The organism is Tepidanaerobacter acetatoxydans Re1 (assembly GCF_000328765.2).
In the GTDB taxonomy this organism is placed as follows: Bacteria; Bacillota; Thermosediminibacteria; order Thermosediminibacterales; family Tepidanaerobacteraceae; genus Tepidanaerobacter; species Tepidanaerobacter acetatoxydans.
Window position 1 is genome coordinate 635094 of sequence record NC_019954.2, and the last position, 24672, is coordinate 659765.

Annotated in this window: 20 protein-coding genes and 10 tRNA genes; 28 read left to right on the forward strand and 2 right to left on the reverse strand. The window is 36.7% G+C overall.

Annotation, left to right across the window (positions count from 1 at the left end):
- Nucleotides 1-30: 30 nt before the first annotated feature.
- Entirely contained in the window at nt 31-1890 is a 1860-nt protein-coding gene (locus TEPIRE1_RS02950; RefSeq protein WP_231848315.1) for an IS1634 family transposase, read from the reverse strand.
- Nucleotides 1891-2144: 254 nt separating this feature from the next.
- Here TEPIRE1_RS02950 and TEPIRE1_RS02955 point away from each other — a divergent pair.
- The 5 genes from TEPIRE1_RS02955 (at nt 2145) to TEPIRE1_RS14065 (ending at nt 5340) form a co-directional block, all read left to right on the forward strand.
- Nucleotides 2145-2220: transfer RNA gene (locus TEPIRE1_RS02955), tRNA-Ala, on the forward strand.
- 6 nt (nt 2221-2226) lie between these two features.
- A tRNA-Val gene (locus tag TEPIRE1_RS02960) sits at nt 2227-2301 on the forward strand.
- Nucleotides 2302-2381: 80 nt separating this feature from the next.
- Nucleotides 2382-2457, forward strand: a tRNA-Ala gene (locus tag TEPIRE1_RS02965).
- 209 nt (nt 2458-2666) lie between these two features.
- Complete coding sequence (gene ychF / locus TEPIRE1_RS02970) at nt 2667-3752, forward strand: redox-regulated ATPase YchF (RefSeq protein WP_013777704.1); 1086 nt, start codon at nt 2667-2669, stop codon at nt 3750-3752.
- 121 nt (nt 3753-3873) lie between these two features.
- Nucleotides 3874-5340, forward strand: a complete 1467-nt coding sequence (locus tag TEPIRE1_RS14065) for an ISLre2 family transposase (RefSeq protein WP_013777705.1) — start codon at nt 3874-3876, stop codon at nt 5338-5340.
- 538 nt (nt 5341-5878) lie between these two features.
- Here the strand turns inward: TEPIRE1_RS14065 and TEPIRE1_RS02980 are convergent.
- Nucleotides 5879-7576 carry an IS1634 family transposase gene (locus tag TEPIRE1_RS02980; RefSeq protein WP_041591416.1) on the reverse strand — a complete coding sequence of 566 codons (1698 nt, stop codon included), beginning with the start codon at nt 7574-7576 and terminating at the stop codon, nt 5879-5881.
- Nucleotides 7577-7773: 197 nt separating this feature from the next.
- Here TEPIRE1_RS02980 and TEPIRE1_RS02985 point away from each other — a divergent pair, with 197 nt between their 5' ends.
- From TEPIRE1_RS02985 to TEPIRE1_RS03095, 23 genes are all read left to right on the forward strand, one after another.
- Nucleotides 7774-8475, forward strand: a complete 702-nt coding sequence (locus TEPIRE1_RS02985) for a redox-sensing transcriptional repressor Rex (RefSeq protein ID WP_013777707.1) — start codon at nt 7774-7776, stop codon at nt 8473-8475.
- Between the two features lie 55 nt (nt 8476-8530).
- The gene (locus tag TEPIRE1_RS02990) at nt 8531-9478 is read left to right on the forward strand and encodes a GerMN domain-containing protein (RefSeq protein WP_013777708.1); all 948 of its coding nucleotides are present in this window, start codon (nt 8531-8533) and stop codon (nt 9476-9478) included.
- A gap of 197 nt (nt 9479-9675) precedes the next feature.
- The gene (locus TEPIRE1_RS02995) at nt 9676-11610 is read left to right on the forward strand and encodes an N-acetylmuramoyl-L-alanine amidase family protein (RefSeq protein ID WP_013777709.1); all 1935 of its coding nucleotides are present in this window, start codon (nt 9676-9678) and stop codon (nt 11608-11610) included.
- A gap of 75 nt (nt 11611-11685) precedes the next feature.
- The gene (locus TEPIRE1_RS03000; RefSeq protein WP_013777710.1) at nt 11686-12207 is read left to right on the forward strand and encodes a DUF2179 domain-containing protein; all 522 of its coding nucleotides are present in this window, start codon (nt 11686-11688) and stop codon (nt 12205-12207) included.
- A 77-nt stretch (nt 12208-12284) separates the two neighbouring features.
- Entirely contained in the window at nt 12285-13295 is a 1011-nt protein-coding gene (locus TEPIRE1_RS03005; protein WP_013777711.1) for a GerMN domain-containing protein, read from the forward strand.
- A gap of 71 nt (nt 13296-13366) precedes the next feature.
- Nucleotides 13367-14083, forward strand: a complete 717-nt coding sequence (gene rph / locus TEPIRE1_RS03010; RefSeq protein ID WP_013777712.1) for a ribonuclease PH — start codon at nt 13367-13369, stop codon at nt 14081-14083.
- A gap of 20 nt (nt 14084-14103) precedes the next feature.
- Nucleotides 14104-14691, forward strand: coding sequence for an XTP/dITP diphosphatase (locus tag TEPIRE1_RS03015; RefSeq protein WP_013777713.1), 588 nt, complete (start codon nt 14104-14106; stop codon nt 14689-14691).
- Nucleotides 14692-14701: 10 nt separating this feature from the next.
- Entirely contained in the window at nt 14702-15172 is a 471-nt protein-coding gene (locus TEPIRE1_RS03020) for a metallophosphoesterase (RefSeq protein WP_013777714.1), read from the forward strand.
- A gap of 111 nt (nt 15173-15283) precedes the next feature.
- Nucleotides 15284-15360, forward strand: a tRNA-Pro gene (locus TEPIRE1_RS03025).
- A 1-nt stretch (nt 15361) separates the two neighbouring features.
- Nucleotides 15362-15438: transfer RNA gene (locus TEPIRE1_RS03030), tRNA-Gly, on the forward strand.
- A 1-nt stretch (nt 15439) separates the two neighbouring features.
- Nucleotides 15440-15516, forward strand: a tRNA-Arg gene (locus TEPIRE1_RS03035).
- 15 nt (nt 15517-15531) lie between these two features.
- Nucleotides 15532-15608: transfer RNA gene (locus TEPIRE1_RS03040), tRNA-His, on the forward strand.
- An 86-nt stretch (nt 15609-15694) separates the two neighbouring features.
- Nucleotides 15695-15768: transfer RNA gene (locus TEPIRE1_RS03045), tRNA-Gln, on the forward strand.
- 1 nt (nt 15769) lies between these two features.
- A tRNA-Lys gene (locus tag TEPIRE1_RS03050) sits at nt 15770-15845 on the forward strand.
- Nucleotide 15846: 1 nt separating this feature from the next.
- Nucleotides 15847-15932: transfer RNA gene (locus TEPIRE1_RS03055), tRNA-Leu, on the forward strand.
- Between the two features lie 164 nt (nt 15933-16096).
- Nucleotides 16097-17476, forward strand: a complete 1380-nt coding sequence (gene tig / locus TEPIRE1_RS03060) for a trigger factor (protein WP_013777715.1) — start codon at nt 16097-16099, stop codon at nt 17474-17476.
- Between the two features lie 18 nt (nt 17477-17494).
- Nucleotides 17495-18079, forward strand: a complete 585-nt coding sequence (gene clpP / locus TEPIRE1_RS03065) for an ATP-dependent Clp endopeptidase proteolytic subunit ClpP (RefSeq protein ID WP_013777716.1) — start codon at nt 17495-17497, stop codon at nt 18077-18079.
- A gap of 22 nt (nt 18080-18101) precedes the next feature.
- The gene (gene clpX / locus TEPIRE1_RS03070; RefSeq protein WP_013777717.1) at nt 18102-19367 is read left to right on the forward strand and encodes an ATP-dependent Clp protease ATP-binding subunit ClpX; all 1266 of its coding nucleotides are present in this window, start codon (nt 18102-18104) and stop codon (nt 19365-19367) included.
- Between the two features lie 175 nt (nt 19368-19542).
- Nucleotides 19543-21186 (forward strand): ATP-dependent protease LonB, encoded by a 1644-nt coding sequence (gene lonB / locus TEPIRE1_RS03075; protein WP_013777718.1) that lies wholly within the window; start codon nt 19543-19545, stop codon nt 21184-21186.
- A gap of 204 nt (nt 21187-21390) precedes the next feature.
- On the forward strand, nt 21391-22074 hold the full coding sequence (locus TEPIRE1_RS03080) for a BsuPI-related putative proteinase inhibitor (protein ID WP_013777719.1): 684 nt from the start codon (nt 21391-21393) through the stop codon (nt 22072-22074).
- 199 nt (nt 22075-22273) lie between these two features.
- Nucleotides 22274-22687: an adenine nucleotide alpha hydrolase family protein gene (locus TEPIRE1_RS03085; protein ID WP_013777720.1), complete on the forward strand. Its 414-nt coding sequence runs from the start codon at nt 22274-22276 to the stop codon at nt 22685-22687.
- 186 nt (nt 22688-22873) lie between these two features.
- Nucleotides 22874-24259: a dipeptidase PepV gene (gene pepV / locus TEPIRE1_RS03090; RefSeq protein ID WP_013777721.1), complete on the forward strand. Its 1386-nt coding sequence runs from the start codon at nt 22874-22876 to the stop codon at nt 24257-24259.
- Between the two features lie 76 nt (nt 24260-24335).
- The gene (locus tag TEPIRE1_RS03095; protein ID WP_013777722.1) at nt 24336-24638 is read left to right on the forward strand and encodes a YerC/YecD family TrpR-related protein; all 303 of its coding nucleotides are present in this window, start codon (nt 24336-24338) and stop codon (nt 24636-24638) included.
- The last annotated feature ends 34 nt before the right edge of the window (nt 24639-24672 follow it).

The following is a 24672-nucleotide window of genomic DNA, read 5'->3' on the forward strand; positions in this document are numbered from 1 at the left end:
TTAGGTTTTTTAAAATGTTGTATGGGAATTTTACTTAGAGATTTTTTTAATGATTTTATTTAACTCCTTCGGCTTGTAGTATTTCTTATCAAGCCCCAAGACATATATGCCGTTTAAAGCGGTACACACCTTACTTGCCGTGTATGTTGCCATATAGCACATATCATTCATGTTTGCAACATTCATGTTCTTTAACGTCTCTAGAATATTTTCCGTTGTAAAGTGTTTGCCGTATTGATCCAGTTTATACTCCAATAACCTGTAAATCAGGAGTGCGGTGTAGCAAATCATAAAGTGCGCTATTATCCTTTCCTTGTTTCTGTGGTAGATTGGCCTTGCGCGAAAGTTGGTCTTTAGTACCCGAAAACAGTCTTCAATCTTATAGCGCCTTGAATTTATCTCAAGTATTGATTTTGCGCTATCTTCCAGATTTGTCGCAACTGCATAGTAGCCGTCATATTTTTCCTCTCTTTCAATTGCGGCTTTATCGAGTTCATAACAATCAGAGGCTTTTTCCCCACTTTTTCCGACGGATATCTTCCTTATGAAACGGGTCACATCATGCGGCCCTTTTTTTACATCCTCTACGGCATTATGCTTTATGATGTCCTTTGCTCTTTCAATCTGCCTATTCCTTATACTTCGCTGGTATTCCATCATTTTCCTTGAAAATGTGACGATGATGCGCTGCTTTAAAGCAGCCTTGGACTTTACATTCTTGCTAGTGCCATTCTTAAACGTCTTTTCCTCATACAGGCCGACATCTACCGCCTTTGACGCATCTATTACCTTATAGGCGACATCGTTGTACAAAGAAAGGTTTTCTTTATTAAATCTGTCAAACTCCTTCATATGGAAAATCGTAACAGGAGAGTCATCTGAAAGAAGCCTGTAGCCGAAATCGTTAAACATTGCATCCTTTAGAGGTTTGGACAGTTTCTTTACTGATTGCGTTACAATGAAAGCCCTTCTCCCGAATGAATTGTAATGCCTTATATCAAGAGAGCCAAGGCCTGCATCTGCACAGTAGATGAACGGCTTTCCCTTAAACATCTTTGTGATTTTCTTTTCTAAAGGGATGGCGGATTTTTGCTCATTGTCAGAGCCGGGATTGATGCACATTGATATAGGGATGCCGTTACCGTCCATGAAAAGCCCCATTTGCACAAGAGGGCTGGGCTGGTGCTGCTTTGAAGGGCCATACTTGCGAAACCCTTTAATTATCTCCCCTGTTACCTCATCTACAAAGTCCTCGTCCTCTTCTTCGGTTTCAAAGTAATAGTTTGTACAGTCAAAATAGCATACCGATGTATTCCTTACAGCGATATTTTCACTGTTTAAATAAAGATGCTCTAAATACCTATCATAATTATCTTCCAATATATCCATAAAACGCAGTATATGCTGATACTCAAATGAGGGCTGCTCAAAATATGTATCCAGCTTATCAAATGTCCCCCATTTGGATTTAGGGTCAAGTATCCTTGCAAAGGTAAAAAATCTGTTTATGTCATTACAGCTAAATGTAACCTTACTATCTGTCTGAATCTGTTTAAAAAAATCAGCGATCTTAAGATCATGATAGATTTTCTGTAGAATAAAGTAGCCGATATTTACGAGAGTTGACTTTGATGCAATGTAATTAGCAGCCGTCAGCTTCTCACTAAAATCAAGTTTTATGTCCATATCAGCTTTACCTTTTTTGTATTCCTCATTATACTTACGCACCTGTTCCTTAGCATAAGCAAGGGGATCAGAAGATATTTTAAGAAGCTCGGAATGTTTGCCGATTCTCTTTACATTTTTAGTTGTTGTCTTTTTACCGTTGCGAAACCCCATCTGGATAAAATATGTAGGATCCTTAGACTTCTTATCATAATATAGTTTCATATATTCACCATCCTCTGCTAAGCTTACTATATCATGGATAAGATTAATATACAACACCATACAACAAAATATATTAAAAATTTGACAACAAAAATGTTGTGATATCGGCCTTTGTAAGGTTTTTATTCATGCGCAACTGTCAAACTCCCGGTCAATTAAAATAAAAACAGCCGGCCTTGAATTTTGATGAATTTTATATTATAATTACTTCACATTGCATTTCAATCAGTTGTTTAATATGATGCTGTATTTATGGGGATATAGCTCAGCTGGGAGAGCGTCTGGTTCGCAATCAGAAGGTCAGGGGTTCGATCCCCCTTATCTCCACCAAAGTAAGGGCGCGTAGCTCAGGGGGAGAGCGCTTGATTCACATTCAAGAGGTCGCAGGTTCGAAACCTGCCGCGCCCACCAAAAGATACCTTGACATTTTTTTTTAAAACCTATTATACTAATAAATGCTTGTGGATTAACAGTTTTGTCATAAACCAGGAGGGGAATTAGCTCAGCTGGGAGAGCGCTTGAATGGCATTCAAGAGGTCAGGGGTTCGATCCCCCTATTCTCCACCAAAGCGAAATTAGGACGTAGAGCGGGATATACCGTTTCTACGTTTTATTTTTAAGTAAAAAAGTTGTAAAGTTAACGATAGCAAGTTATAAATAGCAACTTTAACTTCAGCGTTATATGTTGCTTTATAATTGTTTTAAGGATAAAATATATATTAAGGATTTGTAAAACCACAGCATTGGATTTAAAAGTTAAGAGGTGATTTGTTAAATTGAAGGTTGGATTAGTTGGATTACCTACTGTAGGTAAAACTACTTTTTTTAATTTATTGACAAACGCAAAAGTAGAAACAAGTGCATTTCAAAGCGGAAAAATCAACGCTAATTTCAGTCTTGCAAGGGTGCCTGATGAAAGAGTTGATTTCTTGGCAGAGGTCTATAAACCGAAAAAGGTTACATATGCTCAGATCGAAGTTATTGATATACCGGGTTTAGTAAGCGGAGCCAGTGAAGGGAAAGGTTCCGGCAACCAGTTTCTTGATAATATAAGAAAAGTTGATTGTCTTGTCCATATAGTCAGGGCATTTTCAGATGAAAGCATACTGCACCCCGAAGGGTCAATAGATGTAATCAGAGATATTGAAAATATCGGGATGGAATTGCTCTTGGCGGATCTTCAGCTTGTAGAAACAAGAATTGAAAGAATAGATGCCGGTAAAAAAATTACTAAAGAACTTACAGCGGAAAGAGAAGTTTTGCAAAAGCTTAGAGAGTCCTTAGAAAATGAAATCGGACTTTCTGATATTGAGCTATCCGAGGAAGAACAACGGATAATTGAACATCTTGACTTTTTGACCGTTAAACCTGTAATTATAGTTATTAATGTTGATGAGCAGCAATTGGCTGAAGGTTATGAGAGCAGGGAAAAAATTTTAAACTATTGCAAGGAAAAAAATCTTCCCGCTTTTGAAGTAAGTGCCAAAGCGGAAGCAGAAATCAGCGAACTGGACGAGCAGGACAGGGCAGTATTTATGAAAGAACTGAATATTAAAGAATCAGGTATAGATTTACTTGCAAGGGCTATTTACGAGAAACTTAATTTAATATCCTTCTTAACTGCCGGAGAAGACGAAGTAAAGGCATGGACGATTACGAGAGGTACAAATGCAAAAGCTGCTGCGGGTAAGATACACTCGGATATCGAAAGAGGATTTATAAGGGCGGAGGTAATAAACTTTAAGGATTTTAAAGAATGCGGCAATATGGTAAAAGCAAGGGAGCTAGGCAAGCTTCGCCTTGAAGGAAAAGAGTATATCATCCAAGATGGAGATATAATTAATTTTAGATTCAATGGTTAGAGTAAAATTATAGTATGCAAAGTAGGCACAAAAAAGGGCCACCCTGCAAAGCAGAGTAGCCCAGAACATGCAAATCCTGTATAATAATGTTAACACACAAAAAAATACAGGAGTGAAATGCATGTTCAATATAAGTTTACCCTTAAATGACATAGACTTCAAGACCCTAGAGAAAGAAATATACCAAAGGGTATTAAAATATGGAAGAGAAAAGATAAAATCAATCTTAGAAAAACTAGATGTAATGATAATGGAAAGTCGAGACAAAGCCAAATTTCGCAACATATGTATAAAAAAGACATCAATCAAAACAGTAATGGGAACCATTGAATACAGCAGAAGGATATATAGATACTATGACGAAGATGGAAACAAGCATTACATAAGCCTGCTAGATGAGTATCTTAAAATGGACAAAACCATAGGCCAAATGTCAGCAAACCTAGTAGAAAAAATAATAGAAAACGCAACAAACATGTCATACAGAAAAACTGCCCAAAACATTACAGAACTAACCGGCCAAGACATAAGCCATCAAGCAGCATGGGACGTAGTTCAAAAGATGGGAGAAAAAATACAAGAACAAGAAAAACAAAAAATAAAAGCATATGAAAAAGGCGAACTAAAAGGCAAAAGAGAAGTAAAAGTATTATTTGAAGAATCCGATGGTCTTTACATAAACATGCAAGGCAAAGACCGAAAAGGCGGCAGTGGCAGGAAAAAAGAAATAAAACTTGCAGTAACTTACGAAGGTTGGGAAAAGCGCTATTTTGGCAAGTGTGACGAATACGTAGTAATAAACAAAAACGTAGTAGCAGGGTTTCACAACTCAAAAGAATTTGCCGATTTAAGTGAAGCTACAGTAAGCGAAGAATATAACATAGAAAAAATACAATTAAGAATATTAAACGGAGATGGAGCTTCCTGGATAAAAGAAAGCGCTTCCCTTGCCCTAAAACATTTCCAGCTAGATAGATTTCACATATTTCAAGCCATACACAAATACATCTATGATAAAAAAGAAGCCAAAAAAGTATCAAGAATGATAAAGAAATTAAAAATAGACCAAGCCCTAAACCATATAGAACAACTAAAATATAAATGTGGTGGAGAAGCCAAAGAAGTAAAAAAACTTGAAACCCTACAACAATATCTAACAAACAACCGCGATGGTCTAATACCCTATAAACAAAGAAAAAACATTAAACTACCAGCTCCTCCCGAAGGAATTAGCTATAGAAACCTTGGTACTATGGAACATAACATATGTGACATACTCTATCTCAGGATGAAAAACCGGAAAATGAGTTGGAGCAAAGCCGGTGCCAACAATTTAGCCAAAATACTAGCTTTAAAAGCCAGTGGAAAACTACATGATAAAATTAACTCACTACTATCAGGAGAGCTTTCAGAAAGACTTACACAAAAAGTTAAAGAAATTAAGAAACCTAAGCCGAAAACAAACGAGATAAAAACAAATATATATCCTGTCCGCAGGGGAGGTATGCCCTTTTCCGGATGTTCAGTTACCAATGGCCGAAAAGCAATTCAGGATTTAATAACATATGGTGGTCAAAGCATATTTTAAAATCATTTGCTTTGCACTAAAAAGCTCTTTATGCCGCGAAAGCCTATTGATATGGGTAAACACCCTCTGATACAATTTAAAATAGCGAAATAAGCTAATTACAGGGTATTTTCGCCCGATACAATAGTGTCCAGAGGGTGTGTAGGGGCTCCATGTCAATAGGACCGTGGAATAAATGCAAGTTTTACAAAATAGAGCTTAAATGTAGATACTTTAGATTATTTTCAATCAAACTTTAGCTCGTACTGGGATAGTAGACCCACTTTAAAAATCATTGATTAGAGGTGCATGATTTTATTAAAAAACAACGATTTTTTCTCTATTAAAACAATAAAAAAGCCACATTATTATGCAGGATAAAAATTTGAGAGGAAAAATGCCAACTTTTACTTGACACTAACGATTCAATGTCTGAATTTGACTGAGGAAAAGTGATATCTTGACTTTTACAGCAAAAACCAAGTAAAAAAGCCTGAACCTTATAAATAATAAGGCGTCCAGGCTTTTTATTTTAATCATAAAGTTGTAGTGAAATAACTCATTTTTTTGTTTGAGCTATAATTTTTTTAATTTCTCCTAATGTCATAAATCTCTTTGAAAAATCAATACCTGCTACCTTCCCTAAATCTTCAACAATTTCATTAAAATAATCAAACATATAATAGTTCTCATCCACATAAGTCCCAGTGATATTTTTCATCTCGTTAATTAAGGTTTTAGTAGAATACTTATACTCCGTCTTGATCTCAAGCAATCTAAGTAAAAGCAAAGAAACAAAACATATTAAAAAATGAGCTTCAATATGTTCCTTAGTGGATACATATACAGGTCTGGTTTTTAGTTCACTCTTTGTAATTTTAAAAGATTCCTCAATCCTCCATAGACCTCTATAAATATCAATAATCTCACGGTCAGGCATATCTAGTTCACTTGTAACAATAGCATAGAAACCATCAAACTTTTTCTCTTCTTCAATTTTCTTTTCATCAATAGAATAAAAATCTACACATTCATACAACTCTCCGGTTTCCCTATCACAAGGAGTAGACATAATGTACTTAAATGAACCCTTAGCAGGCAATCTGCTGCTTCGAATAAGTTTCTTAGCTTTTTCAACAGCTTTTGCTCTCTCATATCGTGCTTTTTTAGCATAATCAGGGCTATAAAAAACCACCTGTTTTTGTTCAATAGGAACTTTAACCCTCTTACCCGATACATTTGTCACCCAAATATATGTTGGGACTATACGGGACTTAATCTTGAAACCATCCCCAAACTGTACATATCCTTCATCAGATAAAACAAAGTTTTTTAAATCAGCATTAGCACCACGAACCGTCTGAGAATAAATATAACCATTCTTATGTAAAATATTGTAAGCAATATTTTCTCCAGTATTCATACCTTTATCAGCAACAACAATAATACGTTTTAAACCAAAATCATCTTTCAAATCATCAAGAACAGGCATTAAAGTCTCGCAATCATTAGTATTACCTTCAAACAACCGATAGGTAATAGGTAAACCGGAATTATCCATCAATAACCCCATTTGAACAATAGGATTAGGTCGATGTTCTTTAGAAACGCCCTTCTTACGTAAACTATCAGATTCATTAATCTCAAAGTAATAATTGGTCACATCATAATAGACATTACTCATATCCCTTCCATATACCATACGAACCATCTCATGAATATGTAATAATAAATCATCTTTGTAGAAGTTAAAATAATCTAAAGCGCGATACACATCAGCCAATTCAAAGTCAAAATTTAAAAAGAAATCATCCATCTTCTCAAAAGACTGTTTCTTAGAACACGGATACAAAACCCTTAAATACACAAGCATTTGGAAAATGTTATTAAGAGAATAATCAATATCTAAATTCCGCTGCCGATTAATAAGAAATCCATCAATCTTTAGCTGATGATAGAAAAAACTCAACACAGAAAAACCCAAATTCTTTCTTAGGGTAAAAGAAGTATCAATAGTCTCATCGGCTAAAAAATTAAAAGTTAAAGGCCTTACAGCTTCTTTAGCCTCTTTAGTCATTTGTTTGGCAACCTCTTTAAAATGAGCAATAGGATCTTCAAACTCTTTTTTAAGCTCATCCAAATAACCTAAACTCTTAACAGCTTTTTGTTTAACCTTCCCCGTACCTGGTTCTCTGTAGCCTTGCACTATAGATAGATAAATCCTTCCATTGGGCCTTTTATCTTTTTTCAAAAACACATTCATCACCATATATATTATATCATAGAATAACATAGAATAACAGTAAAAGGATTAAAATTTGACAAAAAATATTCCTTATAAGTATTAAACTTACAAGGTTTTAGTGATTTCTTATTCATGTTTTTGCTGTAAAAGTAGGGAGGAAAAGTGATATGATATATTTATGTTAAAATAATCACAAGCGGGGTGATATTTTGGAACAACCCGGTGAGATAAAGAAAGTATCCATGGCCGTAATTAAACGGCTGCCCAAATACTATAAATGTTTGGGGAATCTTCTCAAAAATAATGTAGAGCGAGTTTCTTCTCAAGACCTCAGCAAGATTTTAGGCTTTACCGCATCTCAAATAAGACAAGATTTAAACAATTTTGGTGAATTCGGTCAACAGGGCTATGGATACAATGTATTACAGCTTTACACAGAGATTTCTAAAATTTTAGGTTTAAATACTTTACATAAAATGGTACTTGTAGGAGCAGGTAATCTAGGGCAGGCCTTGGCAAACTACAGCGAATTCAGAACTCATGGCTTTGACATTATTGCTATTTTCGATACAAATCCCAACTTAATAGGTCGTAAAATTAACAACACTCCCATATATTCCGTAGAAGATATGGAATATTTCATTAATGAAAATGATGTAGACATTGCAATACTGACAGTACCTAAAGACAAAACCGAAAAAGTCGTTGAGGTTTTATCAAAAACTTGCATTCGAGGGATATGGAATTTCACACCGGCAGAAATCACAACAGATGATGATACAGATGATATAATAGTAGAAAATGTACATTTGATAGATAGTTTATTTACTTTAAGTTACCGTATAAATGAAGACAAACTTCAGGAAAGACTTTTAAAACAAAAAAGAAAAATATTTCCCGACTGTAGATAAAAAAAGCCCATTATGGTAAAATAAAATAAGGCTGGACTATGGGAGGGATATTTTCTTGAAGAGATTATTACATGCGGTTTTAATCACGTTTATTATATTTATACTTGCAGGATGTAACGCTGAATCATCTCCTATAGACTCAACATATTCCACTCCATCTATATCATCCGGAAAAATGGTTTCGGTCTACTATATAAAGTCAGGACTTTTGACGCCTGCTACTTATAGCGTAGACACCAATGTCGATAACTATATAACTCAGGTAAGCACTGCTATCGATTTATTATTTTCGAAAACTGTTCCTGAAGGATTTGAAAATGAACTTGCTAATATAAAATTAAATAGTTTGGAGATTAGCGGCGATACGGTATCTATTGATGTTTCCGGCGAATTTCTGGCAGGTGGCAAAACTGATACGGCAAAAAAACAGATTATTTACACATTAACAGAATGTGATAATATTTTTCATGTAAATATTACTGTCGATGGTAAACCATATGCAACAATGTTGGAAAGACCGCAGTTCATAAATTTGTTAAATCCTGACGAATATGAAAAAGATAAAGGAAATCCTGATGAAGTAAGTAAGTACTTAACAATTTATTATACTGATGAAAATAAAAAGTATTTAATTCCGGTTACGATAAAGTCGGATAAAGCAAAAGCGGAAGATAAAGCTAAGTCAGCATTGCAGTACTTGAGCGAAGGTGCCGGCGATATAGAAAATTTGCAAATTTTTCCCAAGAAAATAGAAATCAAGAATCTTCGTGTTGCAGATGGTATGGCTGAAGTCGATTTAGACTTAAATTATCTACTTGAATTTATTAACGAAGCTCAATATGCGGAGATTGCGATTGAAGCTGTAAGCCGAACATTGACTAGCATTGATGGTATTGACAAAGTGCAGTTTCTAATTAATGGCAAGACTATGGATTATGTAACGAGTAATGTAAGCATAAAAACCCCCATAAAACCTGAAAGATGGTATAATTTAGTAAAATAACGTTAGTAAAAGTCAAACAAAGGTTGTTCCAAATTATAGCTTTTGGAACAACCCTTCTTATTTTTTAAGATGTGTTTAAATTTTACAATTTCATTACACTTGTCTTTTTCTAGAGGATTTTGCAAGACAAGGTCGAAGTTATAATTATATATGAATACAGGTTAGAAGTTGCAATTACTACAGGAGGTTTCAGAACAATGTTAAAAAAAATATTCGCTGCAACTGTAATCTTTATCTCGATGCTGTGTATCCCTGCTTATGGAATGGCAGCTTTGAATCCCATTGAAATTTACATAAATGATACAAAAATCGATTCGGACGTACCGCCGGTGATTATAAATGACCGGACTTTAGCTCCTGCCCGTGTAATTTCTGAAAATCTTGGAGCAGAAGTTTACTGGGATAATGACAATAGGCTTGTTCAAATAATAACTTCTACGAAAACAATTATTTTAAAAATTGATGACAAAAAAGCCTTAGTGAATGGGCAGGAAATTCTTTTAGATGTTCCCGCCACGATAATAAATAACAGGACTATGGTTCCACTGCGTTTCTTAGGAGAAACTCTAGGAGCAGAAGTAAAGTGGGATAATGATCTGAGAAGAGTTATAATTAACCGAAACAGAGCAAAAATAATAGATTTTTCCTATGAAGTAGTAGAAGGCAAGCCATCAGTAATAATAAAAGGCGATGGACCGTTAGAATATACTGAAGTCGAAACACAAATTGCCAATAAATTGGCAATTGATGTAACCGCGAATCTGGATACCCTTAAAAATGCTTTAAACATAGATGATGATTTCTTAGATAAGGCTGTTGCAGGTGAAATATCCAATGAACCGGCTATAACAAGGATTGTTTTCGACTTAAAGCCCGAGGTTTCCTCGCGGATATATAGCTCATCGGACAAAAAAACCATTTTTCTGACTTTTGATGACTTCCTTGAGGATGTAACAATCGAAAGTCAGCCAAATGAATTACTAATTAAACTTAAGGCGACAAATGCTTCTGACGTGAACTATTTCTTATTATCAAATCCTGACAGGTTAGTGTTGGATATAGACGGTCTTAAGCTTTCTGAAATAGCACCGCTGGAAATTCCTAAAAATGATTTTGTAAGCGATATCCGCTTTGGACAGTTTTCTGAAAATACCGTACGTGTTGTATTTGATTTAAAAGATGATATTAACTACCAAGTATTTCGGGATGATAATGTTTTTTCAGTAATATTTTCCGAAGTGCACACTGTGGAGAATATACAAATAACGAGGGAGGGTGATGCGACTTTTGTCGAAATTGCCGCAGATGGCAAGATAGGCTACGAATTAGAAGCTGATAAAAGTAAAAAGCAATTTAAGATTGTAATGCCGGGTGTAGCAATTGGAGAGAATTTACTTAATCAAAATATAATAAAAATAGCAGATGATGTCATAGAATATATCGAACTGGTTAAAGTAAAGGATACTAGGAGCTATAACCTTGAGATAGTTTTTAATCTAAACTCGTTTGTTAACTGTGAAATGTTATCATCACCTCCTTCGTCTCTTGTAAGACTGGAAATCTATAAATCTTCCCTTAAACCGCTCGAAGGAAAGCTCATAGTAGTTGATCCGGGCCATGGCGGCAGTGAACCTGGTGCCGTAGTTAATAATGTAAAAGAAAAAGACATTAACCTAGATATTGGTTTAAAATTACAAAAACTTTTGGAAGATAATGGTGCTAAAGTTTACATGACAAGAGACAGTGATATTTTCGTTGATTTATATGCTAGAGCCGGTATAGCTAACGAGATTAATGCTGATTTATTTGTCAGTATTCATAATAACACAGCAACAAGTACCGCTGCATCGGGAACTGAAACCCTGTATTTTCCGGATTCGGAGAAAAAACTATTGGCACAGGCAGTGCAGAAAGCTGTGGTAAGTTATATCAATCTAAATAACAGAGGAATAGTTGAACGACCAGGACTTGTTGTTACAAGGGAAACAAAGATGCCGTCGGTTTTAGTTGAAGTAGGCTTTATGACTAATGAAAACGATTTTGCACTTTTGATGACTGATGACTTTAGACAAAAAGCTGCTGAAGGAATATGTCAGGGAATAATTGATTATTTTAGCGGAAAAATCGATTGACATAAAATTTACACTTTGATATGATAACCTTGATTTTTAACAGGATTATGGGAATAATAGCGGGAGGGATATGCTTTGTTATCGCTGCTTGGGGGATATCTGCTAATCTTTATTGCTCGCGTTTCTGATGTTTCTTTGGCAACTTTAAGGACTTTGATGATAGTCAGAGGGAAAGGCCTTATTGCCGGATGTATCGGCTTTTTTGAAGTTATAATCTACATAACGGCTTTAAATAGAGTGGTTAGTGGTTTAGATAACCCGATAAATTTACTGGTATATGCTCTGGGATTTGCGACAGGAAATGTTATGGGAAGTTTTATCGAAGAAAAGCTTGCCATAGGCCTTACAACTGTGCAAATAATCACGGAACAAGACAACCTTTGCTCATTGATTAGAGATATGGGTTTTGGAGTAACTGTTTTGGAAGGTAAGGGTAAAGAGGGTTCAAAGAAAGTTTTGATTGTATCTTTACCAAGAAAAGAACTGGATAACCTTTTAAATGTTATAGAAGAAAACGACAGTACAGCTTTTGTTACCATCATGGATACCAGAGCAAGTAAAGGGGGATACTTTAAACGAACTATGAAAGATAAATAAATCATCTTCCTTTACCGGCATAAAAAACCTCTTAAAAAATATATATTAATTAGATTAAAAAAAGAGGGGGTTTATTTATGCCGAAAAAGTTAATTTATTGGCTGATTATATTTATTTTGCTTACAAGCTTTACAATGGGATGTGATTTATTTAAGAGAGAGCAGCCTCAGAAAGAGGTAACGGAAACTGAAAAAGAACCTGAACAGACTGCATCTCATCTTCGAAGAACAGTTTTTTATTTTGTGAACGAGCATAACTTTTTAGTGCCTGTAACACGAGATATACCTTGGGTGGAAGGTATTGGGAAGGCTACACTGGAAAACTTAGTGGACAATGCTGAGTTGAGAGCAGAACTGGCTGAAAAAGGGCTAAGGCCAACACTTCCTGAGGGTACAAGAGTATTAGGTATGAGTATTAACGATGGCTTGGCTAAGGTGGATTTTAATGCTGATTTTTTACAGTTTTCAGATAGAACGGCAGAGCAAAATGCCATTAATTCTGTGGTATATACATTAACAGAATTTCCTGCTATAGAACAAGTGCAGATATTGATTGATGGCAAAGTATTGGAAAAAACTCCCTATGGTGATGAGATAAAAGCACTTGAGCGAAAAGGCATAAATCTTGAAACGCTTGAAGCATCAGTGATTGCATCAGCAGAAATGATACCGGTGACCTTATATTTTAAATCCGGAAGCAGCAGCGGAAATTTTGATTATTTTGTTCCGGTAACCCGCATGGTATCAAGGACTCAGAATCAAATCAAAACTGCCTTAGAAGAATTGATTAAAGGCCCCGCCGACGATAATGCGCTTGTGTCGCCCCTGCCAAAAGATACAAAGGTACTTGATGTGATTCAAAAAGACAGCGAAGTCGTAATTAATTTTTCCAAAGAAATTGAAGGATATGGTGGCGGCATTGAAGCTGAGCAATCTGTTGTGAATTCGGTGGTGTTGACCGTTTCCGAATTTCCGGGTGTTGAATTAGTAAGTATACAAGTGGAAGGCAGAGCCGGTGTTTTACCTGAAGGTACAGTTCTGGAAACCCCTATTTTTAAGCCGCTTTATGTCAATCCAAATAGTATTTGATTATTTATTGCATACATTACATTCATAATAATTATTATATACAAATGTTTACTAAGAGAGGATGAAAATTTTTGGCAAGAGTAGACGGAAGGGCCAATGATGAGATTAGGCCTATAACTATCACTAGAAACTTTAATAAATATGCCGAGGGTTCTGTGCTTATTGAAGCCGGAGATACGAAAGTAGTATGCACGGCAACGGTGGATGAAAAAGTTCCACCTTTTTTAAGAGGAAAAGGCCAAGGATGGATTACTGCCGAGTATTCTATGTTGCCTAGAGCTACTGAAGTGAGAAATATACGTGAAACACTAAGACCCAGTGGTAGAACGATGGAAATTCAGAGATTAATAGGAAGGGCCTTAAGATCAGTTGTGGATCTTTCAGCTCTGGGTGAAAGGACTATTTGGTTGGACTGTGATGTAATCCAAGCCGATGGAGGAACAAGAACAGCTTCAATAACCGGAGCCTTTATTGCTTTAGGTGATGCGATAAGAACTCTTAAGGATAATAAAGAAATTGAAACAAATCCCATTAAAAGCTATGTGGCTGCCATAAGTGCAGGAATTGTAGACGGGGAAAAAATGTTGGATTTAAGGTTTGAGGAAGATTCTCGTGCACAGGTAGATATGAACTTGGTAATGACCGATGAAGGTCAGATAGTTGAAATACAGGGGACCGGGGAGGCTTTTCCATTTACACGGCAAGATATGAATGATTTAATAGATCTTGCCTTTAAGGGGATATCTGAGCTGGTATGCATACAAAAGAAATTACTGCTAGATCTTTAAAATAAAAAAGGAATAACAAAATGGGAACTTTAGTTATTGCTACAAAGAATAAAGGAAAGTATTTAGAATTAAAAAAAATGCTAGGAGATATCTCCTTTACACTTTTATCATTGGAAGCCTTTCCTCATATAGAGATTAGAGAAACAGGCGCATCTTTTGATGAAAATGCACTCATAAAAGCGCGTGTTACAGCTAAAGAAACAGGTTTACCTGCACTTGCAGATGATTCGGGCCTTGAGGTAGATGCATTGAAAGGGGAACCCGGAATTTTCACAGCTCGGTATGCCGGTGAGCACGCTACCGATGAAGATAACATAAAAAAACTGCTTGAAAGATTAAAAAATGTTCCTTTCGATAAAAGACAGGCTCGATTTATGTGCAGCTTAGCCCTTGCTTTTCCTGACGGTAAAATATTTTTAGAACATGGGATACTTGAAGGATTTATTACCTTAAAACCTTGCGGGATAGAGGGTTTTGGCTATGATCCGGTTTTTTTTGTTCCTGATTTAGGAAGAACCCTTTCTGAGATTTCTGTTGATGAAAAAAATAGGATAAGCCATCGAGCAAAAGCCTTGGAAAAAATGAAAAAACATCTTTATATGTTATAGGAGGCAAAGTTTGAAGATAGGTGTATTAAGTGATACTCACGGGATGAGAAACATTGCTGAAAAAGCTTTGAAACATATGAAGGATATAGATATAATTATTCATGCGGGAGATTTAGTCTCTGATGCTCGCTATCTTGAAACATTAAAATACAAGGTATTTTGTGTAGCGGGAAATTGCGATCCTTTTGCCATTGAACCTACTGAAAAGATTTTAGAACTTCAAGGGAAAAGAATCTTTTTAACACATGGACATACCTATAGGGTAAAGTATGGGTATAAGGAACTTCTTACTCGAGCACGACAAATTTCAGCAGATATAGTTATTTTCGGCCATACTCATTTACCTGAAAATGCATATATTGATAATATATTATTCTTTAATCCCGGCAGCACGGCTTTGCCTAAAAAAGGCGGCCCGGGAACCTATGGAATTTTGGAAATCATTGATGGCACTATTAAAGCATATGTCAATACAATATAATTAGATGTAAACTGTTAAAAAAACATGTTTGAAATACTGAAAGAGTTATGTTAAAATAATCTTGACTCAAAAAACTATTTAATGTATACTATACATTGTCTTTGAAAATGTCGGGGCATAGCGCAGTTTGGTAGCGCACATGGTTTGGGACCATGGGGTCGGGGGTTCGAATCCCTCTGCCCCGACCATGCGGGAATAGCTCAGTTGGCTAGAGCGTCAGCCTTCCAAGCTGAATGTCGCGGGTTCGAATCCCGTTTCCCGCTCCAAGCGCCCGTAGCTCAGCTGGATAGAGCAACGGACTTCTAATCCGTAGGCCAGAGGTTCGAATCCTCTCGGGCGCGCCATATAAAGTTTATATGGTGGGTATAGCTCAGTTGGTTAGAGCGCCAGATTGTGGCTCTGGAGGCCGTGGGTTCGAGTCCCACTATCCACCCCATAATATAAAATAAATTAGAAGTTGGATGCCGAAAATCTGAGGTTAGAATTTTTCTGACGCCCGGTATCTAACATCTGATAAGTTAGTGGGGCGTAGCCAAGCGGTAAGGCACAGGACTTTGGCTCCTGCATCGTAGGTTCGAATCCTGCCGCCCCAGCCAAGGGTCATTAGCTCAGGCGGCAGAGCACCTGACTTTTAATCAGGGTGTCGGAGGTTCGAGTCCTCCATGACCCACCATGCGGGCATGGCGGAACTGGCAGACGCGCCAGACTTAGGATCTGGTGGATTAATCCCATGGAGGTTCAAATCCTCTTGCCCGCACCATTACCATTTCATATTGAAATAGTTATTGGATTTCATACCTCGGTCCATGCCGAGGTGTTGTTTTATTAGAAATTATTCTTGGATTGCATAATTTTTTTATGCTATAATATAATTGCATCGATGAGGATGAAATCGTATCAATGGTAATTGCAAGGAGGAGCATGATGAAGGTCAATCTGGAAAAGATAGAAAAAAATACTGCATATCTAAATTTTGAGGTAGATGCCGAACAGTTGGAAAAAGCAATACAGCAGGCATACAAAAAAAATGTTAAACGTTTTGCTATTCCCGGCTTTCGGAGAGGTAAGGCACCTAGAAAACTTATTGAGATGCACTATGGTCCTGAGGTTTTTTATGAAGAGGCAATGCAAATTCTGTTACCTGAAGTCTACCAAAAGGGAGTAGAGGAATATAAACTTCAACCGGTCGATCAGCCTAAATTTGATGTTCAGCAGATTGAAACAGGTAAACCTTTGCTAGCTTCAGCTGAAGTTGTTGTTAAGCCCGAAGTAAAAATTGAGGAATACAAAGGTTTAGAAGTAGAAAAAGTTGTGCATAATGTAACAGAAGATGAAGTTGAGAAACAATTACTGATAATGCAGGAAAAAAATGCAAGGTTAGTGGCAGTAGAAGATAAAGCGGCAGAAGGAGATATTGCCATTATCGATTTTGAGGGTTCTATAGATAACGAACCATTTGAGGGCGGTAAGGCAGAGAACTATCCCCTGCAATTAGGTTCCGGCATGTTTATAAAAGGTTTTGAGGAACAGGTTATTGGAATGATGCCGGGTGAAACAAAGGACATATCAGTTACTTTCCCTGAAGATTACAATGCTGAGGAATTAGCCGGTAAAAATGCTGTTTTTACGGTTACACTAAAAGAACTCAAAAGAAAAGAACTGCTGCCGTTAGATGATGATTTTGCAAAAGACGTTAGTGAGTTTGATACCTTAGCCGAACTCAAGGAAGATATTAAAAATAAATTACAACTGGAAGCCAAATCTGTCGCGGAAGACTCTTTAAGGGCATCAATCATTGACAAATTGATTGAAAAAGCGGAAGTTGACATTCCAGAAGTAATGATAAATCAAGAAGTTGATAATATATTGTTAAAGTTGGCAATTAACCTAAAACAGAGCACAGGCTATGATTTAACAACATATCTGGAATCAACAGGAATGACGCTTCAAGAGTTAAGAGATCGTTATCACGATGTAGCTGTACGAAATGTAAAAACATCTTTAGTTTTAGAAGAAATAGGTAAGTTAGAAAACATTACGGTCACAGATGAAGAGCTTGATAATAAAATCAAAGAACTTGCAGAAATGTATAAAAAGCCATTAGAAGAATATGAGAAGAGTTTGAGCCCTGAGAATAAAGAGAGTATTAAAGACTTGGTTTTGACAGAAAAGATCTTTGATTTCCTTATTGAAAACTCGAATATTATTGAGAAAGTGAAAGACAATACAAAAGATGATACAATAGAAGCAAAAGAGGCAGACATTGTTGATGATGAAAGCGATAATAGTGAAAAAACGGTATAATCAAGGAGGTTATTTAAGGTGAGTTTAGTACCTATAGTGGTGGAACAAACAAACCGTGGTGAGAGAGCATATGATATTTATTCTAGACTTCTGAAGGAAAGGATTATTTTTATAGGGACATCTATCGATGATACTGTTGCGAGTCTTGCCATAGCTCAAATGCTTTACCTGGAATCGGAAGATCCTGACAAAGATATTCGCCTTTATATCAATAGTCCTGGCGGTTCCGTCACAGCAGGTCTAGCTATTTATGATACCATGCAGTATATTAAACCCGATGTTTCTACTATTTGCATGGGGCTTGCGGCTAGTATGGGAGCAGTGCTCCTTGCGGCAGGAACTGAAGGTAAACGCTATGCACTACCGAATTCAAGGATTATGATTCATCAGCCTTGGGGCGGAGTGCAAGGAAAAGCTGTTGATATTGAAACACATGCAAAGGAAATTCTTCGCTTAAGAGAACTATTGAATGAGATTCTTGCAAATCATACAAAGCAGTCTATAGAAAAAATTGAGAAAGATACAGACAGGGATTACTTTATGTCATCAAAAGAAGCTCTTGAATATGGCTTAATTGATGAGGTGATCCATAAGAGGAAGTAAAAGCCGGAAAGGAGTGGGCAATATGTTTAAATTTACTGATGAGAAAGGTCAACTTAAGTGTTCTTTTTGTGGCAAAACACAGGATCAGGTACGTAAATTAGTAGCAGGCCCCGGCGTTTATATTTGTGATGAGTGTATTGAACTTTGCAACGAAATAATAGAAGAAGAATTTGGCGAAGAAGCGGAAATTGATTTTACTGATATACCTAAGCCTCATGAAATCAAAGATATTCTTGATCAGTATGTAGTAGGCCAGGAACAGGCCAAAAAAACGCTTTCTGTAGCAGTTTATAATCATTACAAGAGGATAAATTATCAAAATAAAATTGATGATGTAGAATTACAAAAAAGCAATATTGTAATGCTTGGACCTACAGGAAGCGGAAAAACTCTTCTGGCTCAAACGCTTGCTAGGATTTTAAATGTGCCTTTTGCAATAGCCGATGCTACCTCGTTAACGGAGGCCGGCTATGTAGGAGAAGATGTAGAAAACATTCTTCTAAAATTAATTCAAGCGGCTGATTACGATGTGGAAAAAGCAGAAAGAGGCATAGTTTACATCGATGAGATAGATAAAATAGCACGAAAATCAGATAATCCTTCGATAACAAGGGATGTATCCGGTGAGGGCGTACAACAGGCTTTGCTTAAAATACTGGAAGGCACCGTAGCCAGTGTTCCTCCGCAAGGCGGCCGTAAACATCCTCATCAGGAGTTTATTCAGATTGATACTACAAATATCCTGTTCATTTGCGGCGGAGCATTTGAAGGAATAGGGGATATTATTCAGAATCGAATAGGCAAAAAATCTATAGGTTTTGAAGCTGAAATTCAGAGCCAAGAGCAAAAAAACATAGGAGAAATTTTGAAACATTTAATGCCTGAAGACTTGCTAAAATATGGTATGATACCGGAATTTGTCGGACGACTCCCTGTGATTGTAACACTATCTGCTCTTGATGAAAATGCTCTTATAAAAATACTGAAAGAACCTAAGAATGCATTGGTAAAACAATATCAAAAACTATTCGAAATGGACAATTCCCAATTGGAATTTACAGATGATGCCCTTATGGTTATTGCTCAAGAGGCAATACGGCGAAAGACAGGAGCTCGAGGTTTAAGAGCTATACTGGAAGAAGTAATGTTGGATATTATGTATGAACTTCCGCACAGAAATGATATTGCTAAATGTGTAATAACCAAAGAAGTAGTGTTAAATCGTGAAGAGCCAATTATAGTTACATCGGACCGAAAAAAAGGCAAGAAGAAAGAAGTAATAGCGTAAAAGTTTAGCATAGTAAATAATAGGAAGCAGTTCCAAAATATTTATTTTTAGATAAATATTTTGGAACTGCTCTTTTTTATTTTTAAAAAATATGGTTATAAAAAAACTGTTAATAATAAATAATATAGACAGTGGCTATTTAGATGTTGAAAGTTGTCAAGGGAGGAACTACCAAATGAATGTAACAGTAAATATTTTAAGCATGATTCAAATATTTTTTGCTATTGTTATCGGGCTTTACTTTTTAAATTTGTTAAAAGGACAGCAAGGAAGTAAGATTGCGGTTAACAAGGAGTCTAAGAAAGAAATTGAAAAATTACAAAAAATGAGACAAATTTCACTTACAGAGCCCTTGGCAGAAAAAACCAGGCCGTCTTCTTTCAACGAAATTGTTGGTCAGGCTGATGGTTTAAAGGCTTTACGAGCAGCGCTGTGCGGTCCAAATCCCCAACATGTTATATTATATGGTCCGCCGGGTATAGGCAAAACTGCTGCTGCACGGCTTGTGCTTGAGGAAGCAAAGAAAACTCGCGGTTCTCCATTTGGTCCTGAAGCAAAGTTTATTGAGGTAGATGCGACTATTGCCAGGTTTGATGAAAGAGGAATTGCCGACCCGCTTATTGGATCGGTGCACGATCCAATATATCAGGGTGCAGGGCCGCTTGGAGTTGCCGGAATACCACAACCTAAGCCCGGTGCGGTGACAAAAGCCCATGGGGGAGTTTTATTTATTGATGAAATAGGAGAACTTCATCCGATTCAAATGAATAAACTTTTAAAGGTGCTAGAGGACCGTAAGGTGTTCTTGGAGAGTGCATATTACAGCAGTGAGGATACAAATATACCTTTGCATATCCGCGAAATCTTTGAAAAAGGCCTGCCGGCCGATTTTAGATTAATAGGCGCTACAACCAGGAAACCGGAAGAAATACCACCGGCCATACGCTCACGCTGCCTTGAGATATTTTTTAAACCTCTGTCACCGGATGATATTGATATAATTATAAGGAATGCGGCAAATAAAATAGAATTTGACATTGATGAATTATCGGTGAATATTATAAAAAAATATGCCAATAACGGCAGAGAATCGGTAAATATTATACAGATGGCAGCAGGATTGGCAACGACTGAAAACAGAAAACGAATCGAAGCACGCGATGTGGAATGGGTAATAAATAGCGGCCAGTATTCTCCCAGATTAGAAAAAAAGATAAATCCGGTGCCTCTAGTTGGTCTAGCTAATGGCCTTGCCGTATATGGACCCAATATGGGAATTCTTTTGGAGATAGAGTCAACTGCTATAAAAACCGAAAAAGGGCAAGGGACTTTGCTGGTTACAGGTGTGGTAGACGAAGAAGAAATGGTAGGAAATGCTCAACGGCTAAAAAGGAAAGGTACTGCTCGCGGCTCTGTGGATAATGTAATGACTGTACTCAGAAAGTATTTGGGATTAGATCCGCGAGATTATGATATACATCTAAATTTTCCCGGCGGGATACCGATGGATGGTCCTTCAGCGGGGGTAACTATAGCTGCTTCTGTTTATTCATCAATAAAGAATATTCCCGTTGATAATTATGTTGCAATGACCGGGGAATTATCGGTGCGTGGTTATGTGAAGCCTGTTGGGGGCATATTACCAAAGATAGAGGCTGCAAGAAGTTCTGGCGCAAAGACTGTAATAATTCCAAAGGAAAACTGGCAAGATATTTTTAAAACCTTTGATATTAATATAATTGCTGTTGATCGCATTGAAGAAGTTATAGAGCATGCACTGTTCTCCTTCAAACATGAAGTTAAAAGCAACACTGTCTAAATCACATATCGAAGAATGTAAACCGCAATTGCAGAAAAAACCTTTCTTACTTGCAAGAGGCTGCTATATAGTAGCCTCTTTTCGCTTAAGTAAACCTAAAACACAATAAAAAATTTCACAATTATAAAACTTTATACATAGCATATATTAGATTACTTATTAGTTCTACCATTGTGCCTATTATATGTTAGGAGGGATGCAATCGTGATTAGATATATAGTGCGTAAGGGAGATACGCTGACATTATTGGCCGCCAGATATGGCACCACAGTAGAAGCTATTATGACAGCAAATAATTTAGTGGATCCTGATTTAATCATTGTTGGGCAAGTATTATTAATTCCGGTATCAGGTTCAACTGCCCCATCTACACCACCAGAGTATCCATCATGCCCGCCATGCCCACCGTGCCCACCTTGTCCACCAACACCAACACCACCAACGCCAACTCCACCAATACCCACTCCACCAATACCCACTCCACCAACTGAAAGGCCGGTTGTTAAGCGAACTTTTGATGGAATTGAATTTACATTTTCACTTAATAAAAGCATATATAAAATTAAAGAGCCAATTGTAATACGTCTTAAGAAGAAAAACATATTAACGGTTCCGCTGACTCTTACTTACAGGACATCACAAAAAGTCGACTTTAGGGTAACTAGTGGAGATAGATTAATATGGCAGTGGTCAAAAGATAAAGTTTTTATGCAGGTTGTTACTAACGACAGAATGCAACCTGGTGAGGAAAAGATTTATCGTGAGGTGTGGGACCAAAGGGTGGATAGCATGATTGTCAGGCCTGGACTATATAGAATAACAGGATGGAATTTAGCGACACCTGGTATAAGGCTTATTCTAGATTTTGAAATAGAAGCATATAAGTAAATATGAAGTAATAGTAGTTATTAGGGGCGAATTTGAAGATTTGATTAATCGCCCCTATCTTAATTTGACGAATAAAGTGCAGATATTCAAACATAGAATAGTATAAAAATGCATATTGCAATCAACTTGCATTGCGAAAACCTATTATTTCATATATAATAAAAAAGAATAGTCACAAAGACAAGAGAGGAGATTTGCCATGATGGTCGTTTTTGACCCTGAAGTGCAGCACAGAATTATGGTCTGTGTAACACCCCAAAAAAGTTGCGAGAGATTGATAAAAAGAGGTGCTGCTAGGGCAAGAGAGATAGACGGCCAGTTTGTAGTAATATATGTAAATAAAAAACAGGCTCTAAATAGGGAGTTAAAAGAACACAAGATTTTACTGGAGCTGTTTGAGTTAGCTAAAAACTTGGGAGGGACTGTTTCTATACTTTCAGGAGAAGAGGTCTATGATACCCTTGCAGACTTTTCTAAGAATAATAAAATTACTCATATAATAGTTGGGAAATCTTTACGTTCGGCTTTTGAAATTCAAAAAAGCGGTGAAGTTATAAATCCTTTGATAAACGCAGTAGAAAAAAACGGTATAACAGTTGAAGTCGTTGATTAAAAACTGGTGAATAATTAGGGACTGTAGAAGGACTGAAAGATTGTGGGGGCGGTTCCAAAATATTCGTGAATGAATATCTTGGAACCGCCCCCAATTATTCACCAGGAAAAAAGGATTTGAGATTTAAAAGTTGAATATAATATTTTAAATGAATATCCTATTTGAGAATTGGAGGAACATATAAATATGGATATAGAGAAGTTCATTAAATCCAATGAGAATGATTTACTGGAAGCTACGCGTGAGATTTTAAAAATCAAGAGCGTTAAGAGTTCTCCCTTACCAGGCATGCCTTTCGGGGGAGGTCCTGCCATGGCTTTGCAATATGCTTTAAATCTAGCTGAAAGTTTTGGCCTTAAAACAAAAAATCTGGAAAATTATGCAGGCTGGGCAGAGTGGGGGGAGGGTGATGAGCTAATTGGGATTTTAGTACATCTTGATGTAGTTCCTGAAGGCAGTGGCTGGACTTATCCGCCTTATGGTGGTGAAATTCATGATGGTAAAATATACGGAAGAGGTGCGATAGATGACAAAGGTCCTGCCATGGCAGCATTATTTGCACTAAAATCTTTAAAAGATTCAGGAATTAAGTTAAACAAGAGAGTTCGAGTTATTTTTGGCACTGATGAAGAGAGCGGCTGTGAATGCATGAAATATTATCTAAAACATGATGAAAGGTTGACCATGGGTTTTTCACCCGATGCTAATTATCCAATTATCAATGGTGAGAAAGGAATACTTACATTTTCATTTACTAATTCATTTGCGAACGAAGAAGGAAAAAGCGGTGTGAAAATAGTATCATTTAAAGGTGGGCATCGTCCCAATATGGTTCCCGATTATGCAGAAGCACATCTTTTAGGTGATATAGGGGAAATTAAAAGTATAGCTGAAAATTATAAAGATGAAATACCGGGAGATTTTAAGATAGAGCAGCATGATAATGAAATCATAGTAAAGTCATATGGAGTATCTGCACATGCCAGTAGACCCCAAAAGGGTAAAAATGCAGCTATGCTGCTGGTAAAGTTTCTTGGGAAGATAAAACTCATTGGTACTCAATATAAGTTTATTGAATTTTTAAATAGCATGATTGGCTTGGATAATACTGGAAAAGCTTTTGGCATTGATTTCGAGGACGATATATCAGGTCTTCTTAGTCTCAATGTAGGTATTGTGGAGTTTGATCAAAACAGAGCTATCGTTACCGTAAATATACGTTATCCCATCAGATATAGCAGTGATCAGGTCATAAGCCAAATTAGGAAGAATACCCCTGATTATATAGATATTGTAGATATTTATGACAATAAACCCCATTATGTTCCGGAAGATAATATCTTGATACAAAAGCTTAAATTGGCTTACGAAAAAATCACCGGAGAGAAAGCTTATTGTTTGTCTATTGGAGGCGGCACTTATGCGAGAATGTTTGATAATTGCGTAGCTTTTGGCCCCAATTTTCCGGGTGACCCGGATTTGGCTCATCAAAAAGATGAGTATATCGAAATAGATAATCTCTTAAAGAATTTGAGAATTTATACCTATGTTTTAAAAGAATTAGCCCAATAGCCGATAGTACGAAATATGGGTATTAGCGCTTAAAAGCAAGCAGGATAAGTGCAGCTTGTGCAAGGAGGTATGCGGCATGGAACTTAAAAAAATAAAAGACCCTTATATAGAGAGACTTTTTGATGCCATATTACTTTTGGAGAACAGAGAAGAGTGCTATCGTTTTTTTGAAGACATATGTACTATAGGAGAAGTGCAGGCAATGGCTCAACGGTTGCAGGTGGCCGAGATGTTAAAAGAAGGTCGGACGTATACCGATATTGCTCAAGCTACGGGAGCCAGTACTGCTACAATAAGTAGAGTAAAGAGGTTTTTACATTATGGCTCAAATGGCTATAATATAATTTTAGAGAGACTTGAAAAGACAAAGCAACAATAAGATTAGCGTGGTCTCCACGCTTCTTTTGTGTCAG

Bases quoted from the DNA above. Each gene is read 5' to 3' on its own strand.
- TEPIRE1_RS02950 (WP_231848315.1), bottom strand. From the start codon at position 1,890: ATGAAACTATATTATGATAAGAAGTCTAAGGATCCTACATATTTTATC.
- TEPIRE1_RS14065 (WP_013777705.1), top strand. From the start codon at position 3,874: ATGTTCAATATAAGTTTACCCTTAAATGACATAGACTTCAAGACCCTA.
- TEPIRE1_RS02995 (WP_013777709.1), top strand. From the start codon at position 9,676: ATGTTAAAAAAAATATTCGCTGCAACTGTAATCTTTATCTCGATGCTG.
- TEPIRE1_RS03005 (WP_013777711.1), top strand. From the start codon at position 12,285: ATGCCGAAAAAGTTAATTTATTGGCTGATTATATTTATTTTGCTTACA.
- TEPIRE1_RS03015 (WP_013777713.1), top strand. From the start codon at position 14,104: ATGGGAACTTTAGTTATTGCTACAAAGAATAAAGGAAAGTATTTAGAA.
- tig (WP_013777715.1), top strand. From the start codon at position 16,097: ATGAAGGTCAATCTGGAAAAGATAGAAAAAAATACTGCATATCTAAAT.
- clpX (WP_013777717.1), top strand. From the start codon at position 18,102: ATGTTTAAATTTACTGATGAGAAAGGTCAACTTAAGTGTTCTTTTTGT.
- lonB (WP_013777718.1), top strand. From the start codon at position 19,543: ATGAATGTAACAGTAAATATTTTAAGCATGATTCAAATATTTTTTGCT.
- TEPIRE1_RS03085 (WP_013777720.1), top strand. From the start codon at position 22,274: ATGATGGTCGTTTTTGACCCTGAAGTGCAGCACAGAATTATGGTCTGT.
- pepV (WP_013777721.1), top strand. From the start codon at position 22,874: ATGGATATAGAGAAGTTCATTAAATCCAATGAGAATGATTTACTGGAA.
- TEPIRE1_RS03095 (WP_013777722.1), top strand. From the start codon at position 24,336: ATGGAACTTAAAAAAATAAAAGACCCTTATATAGAGAGACTTTTTGAT.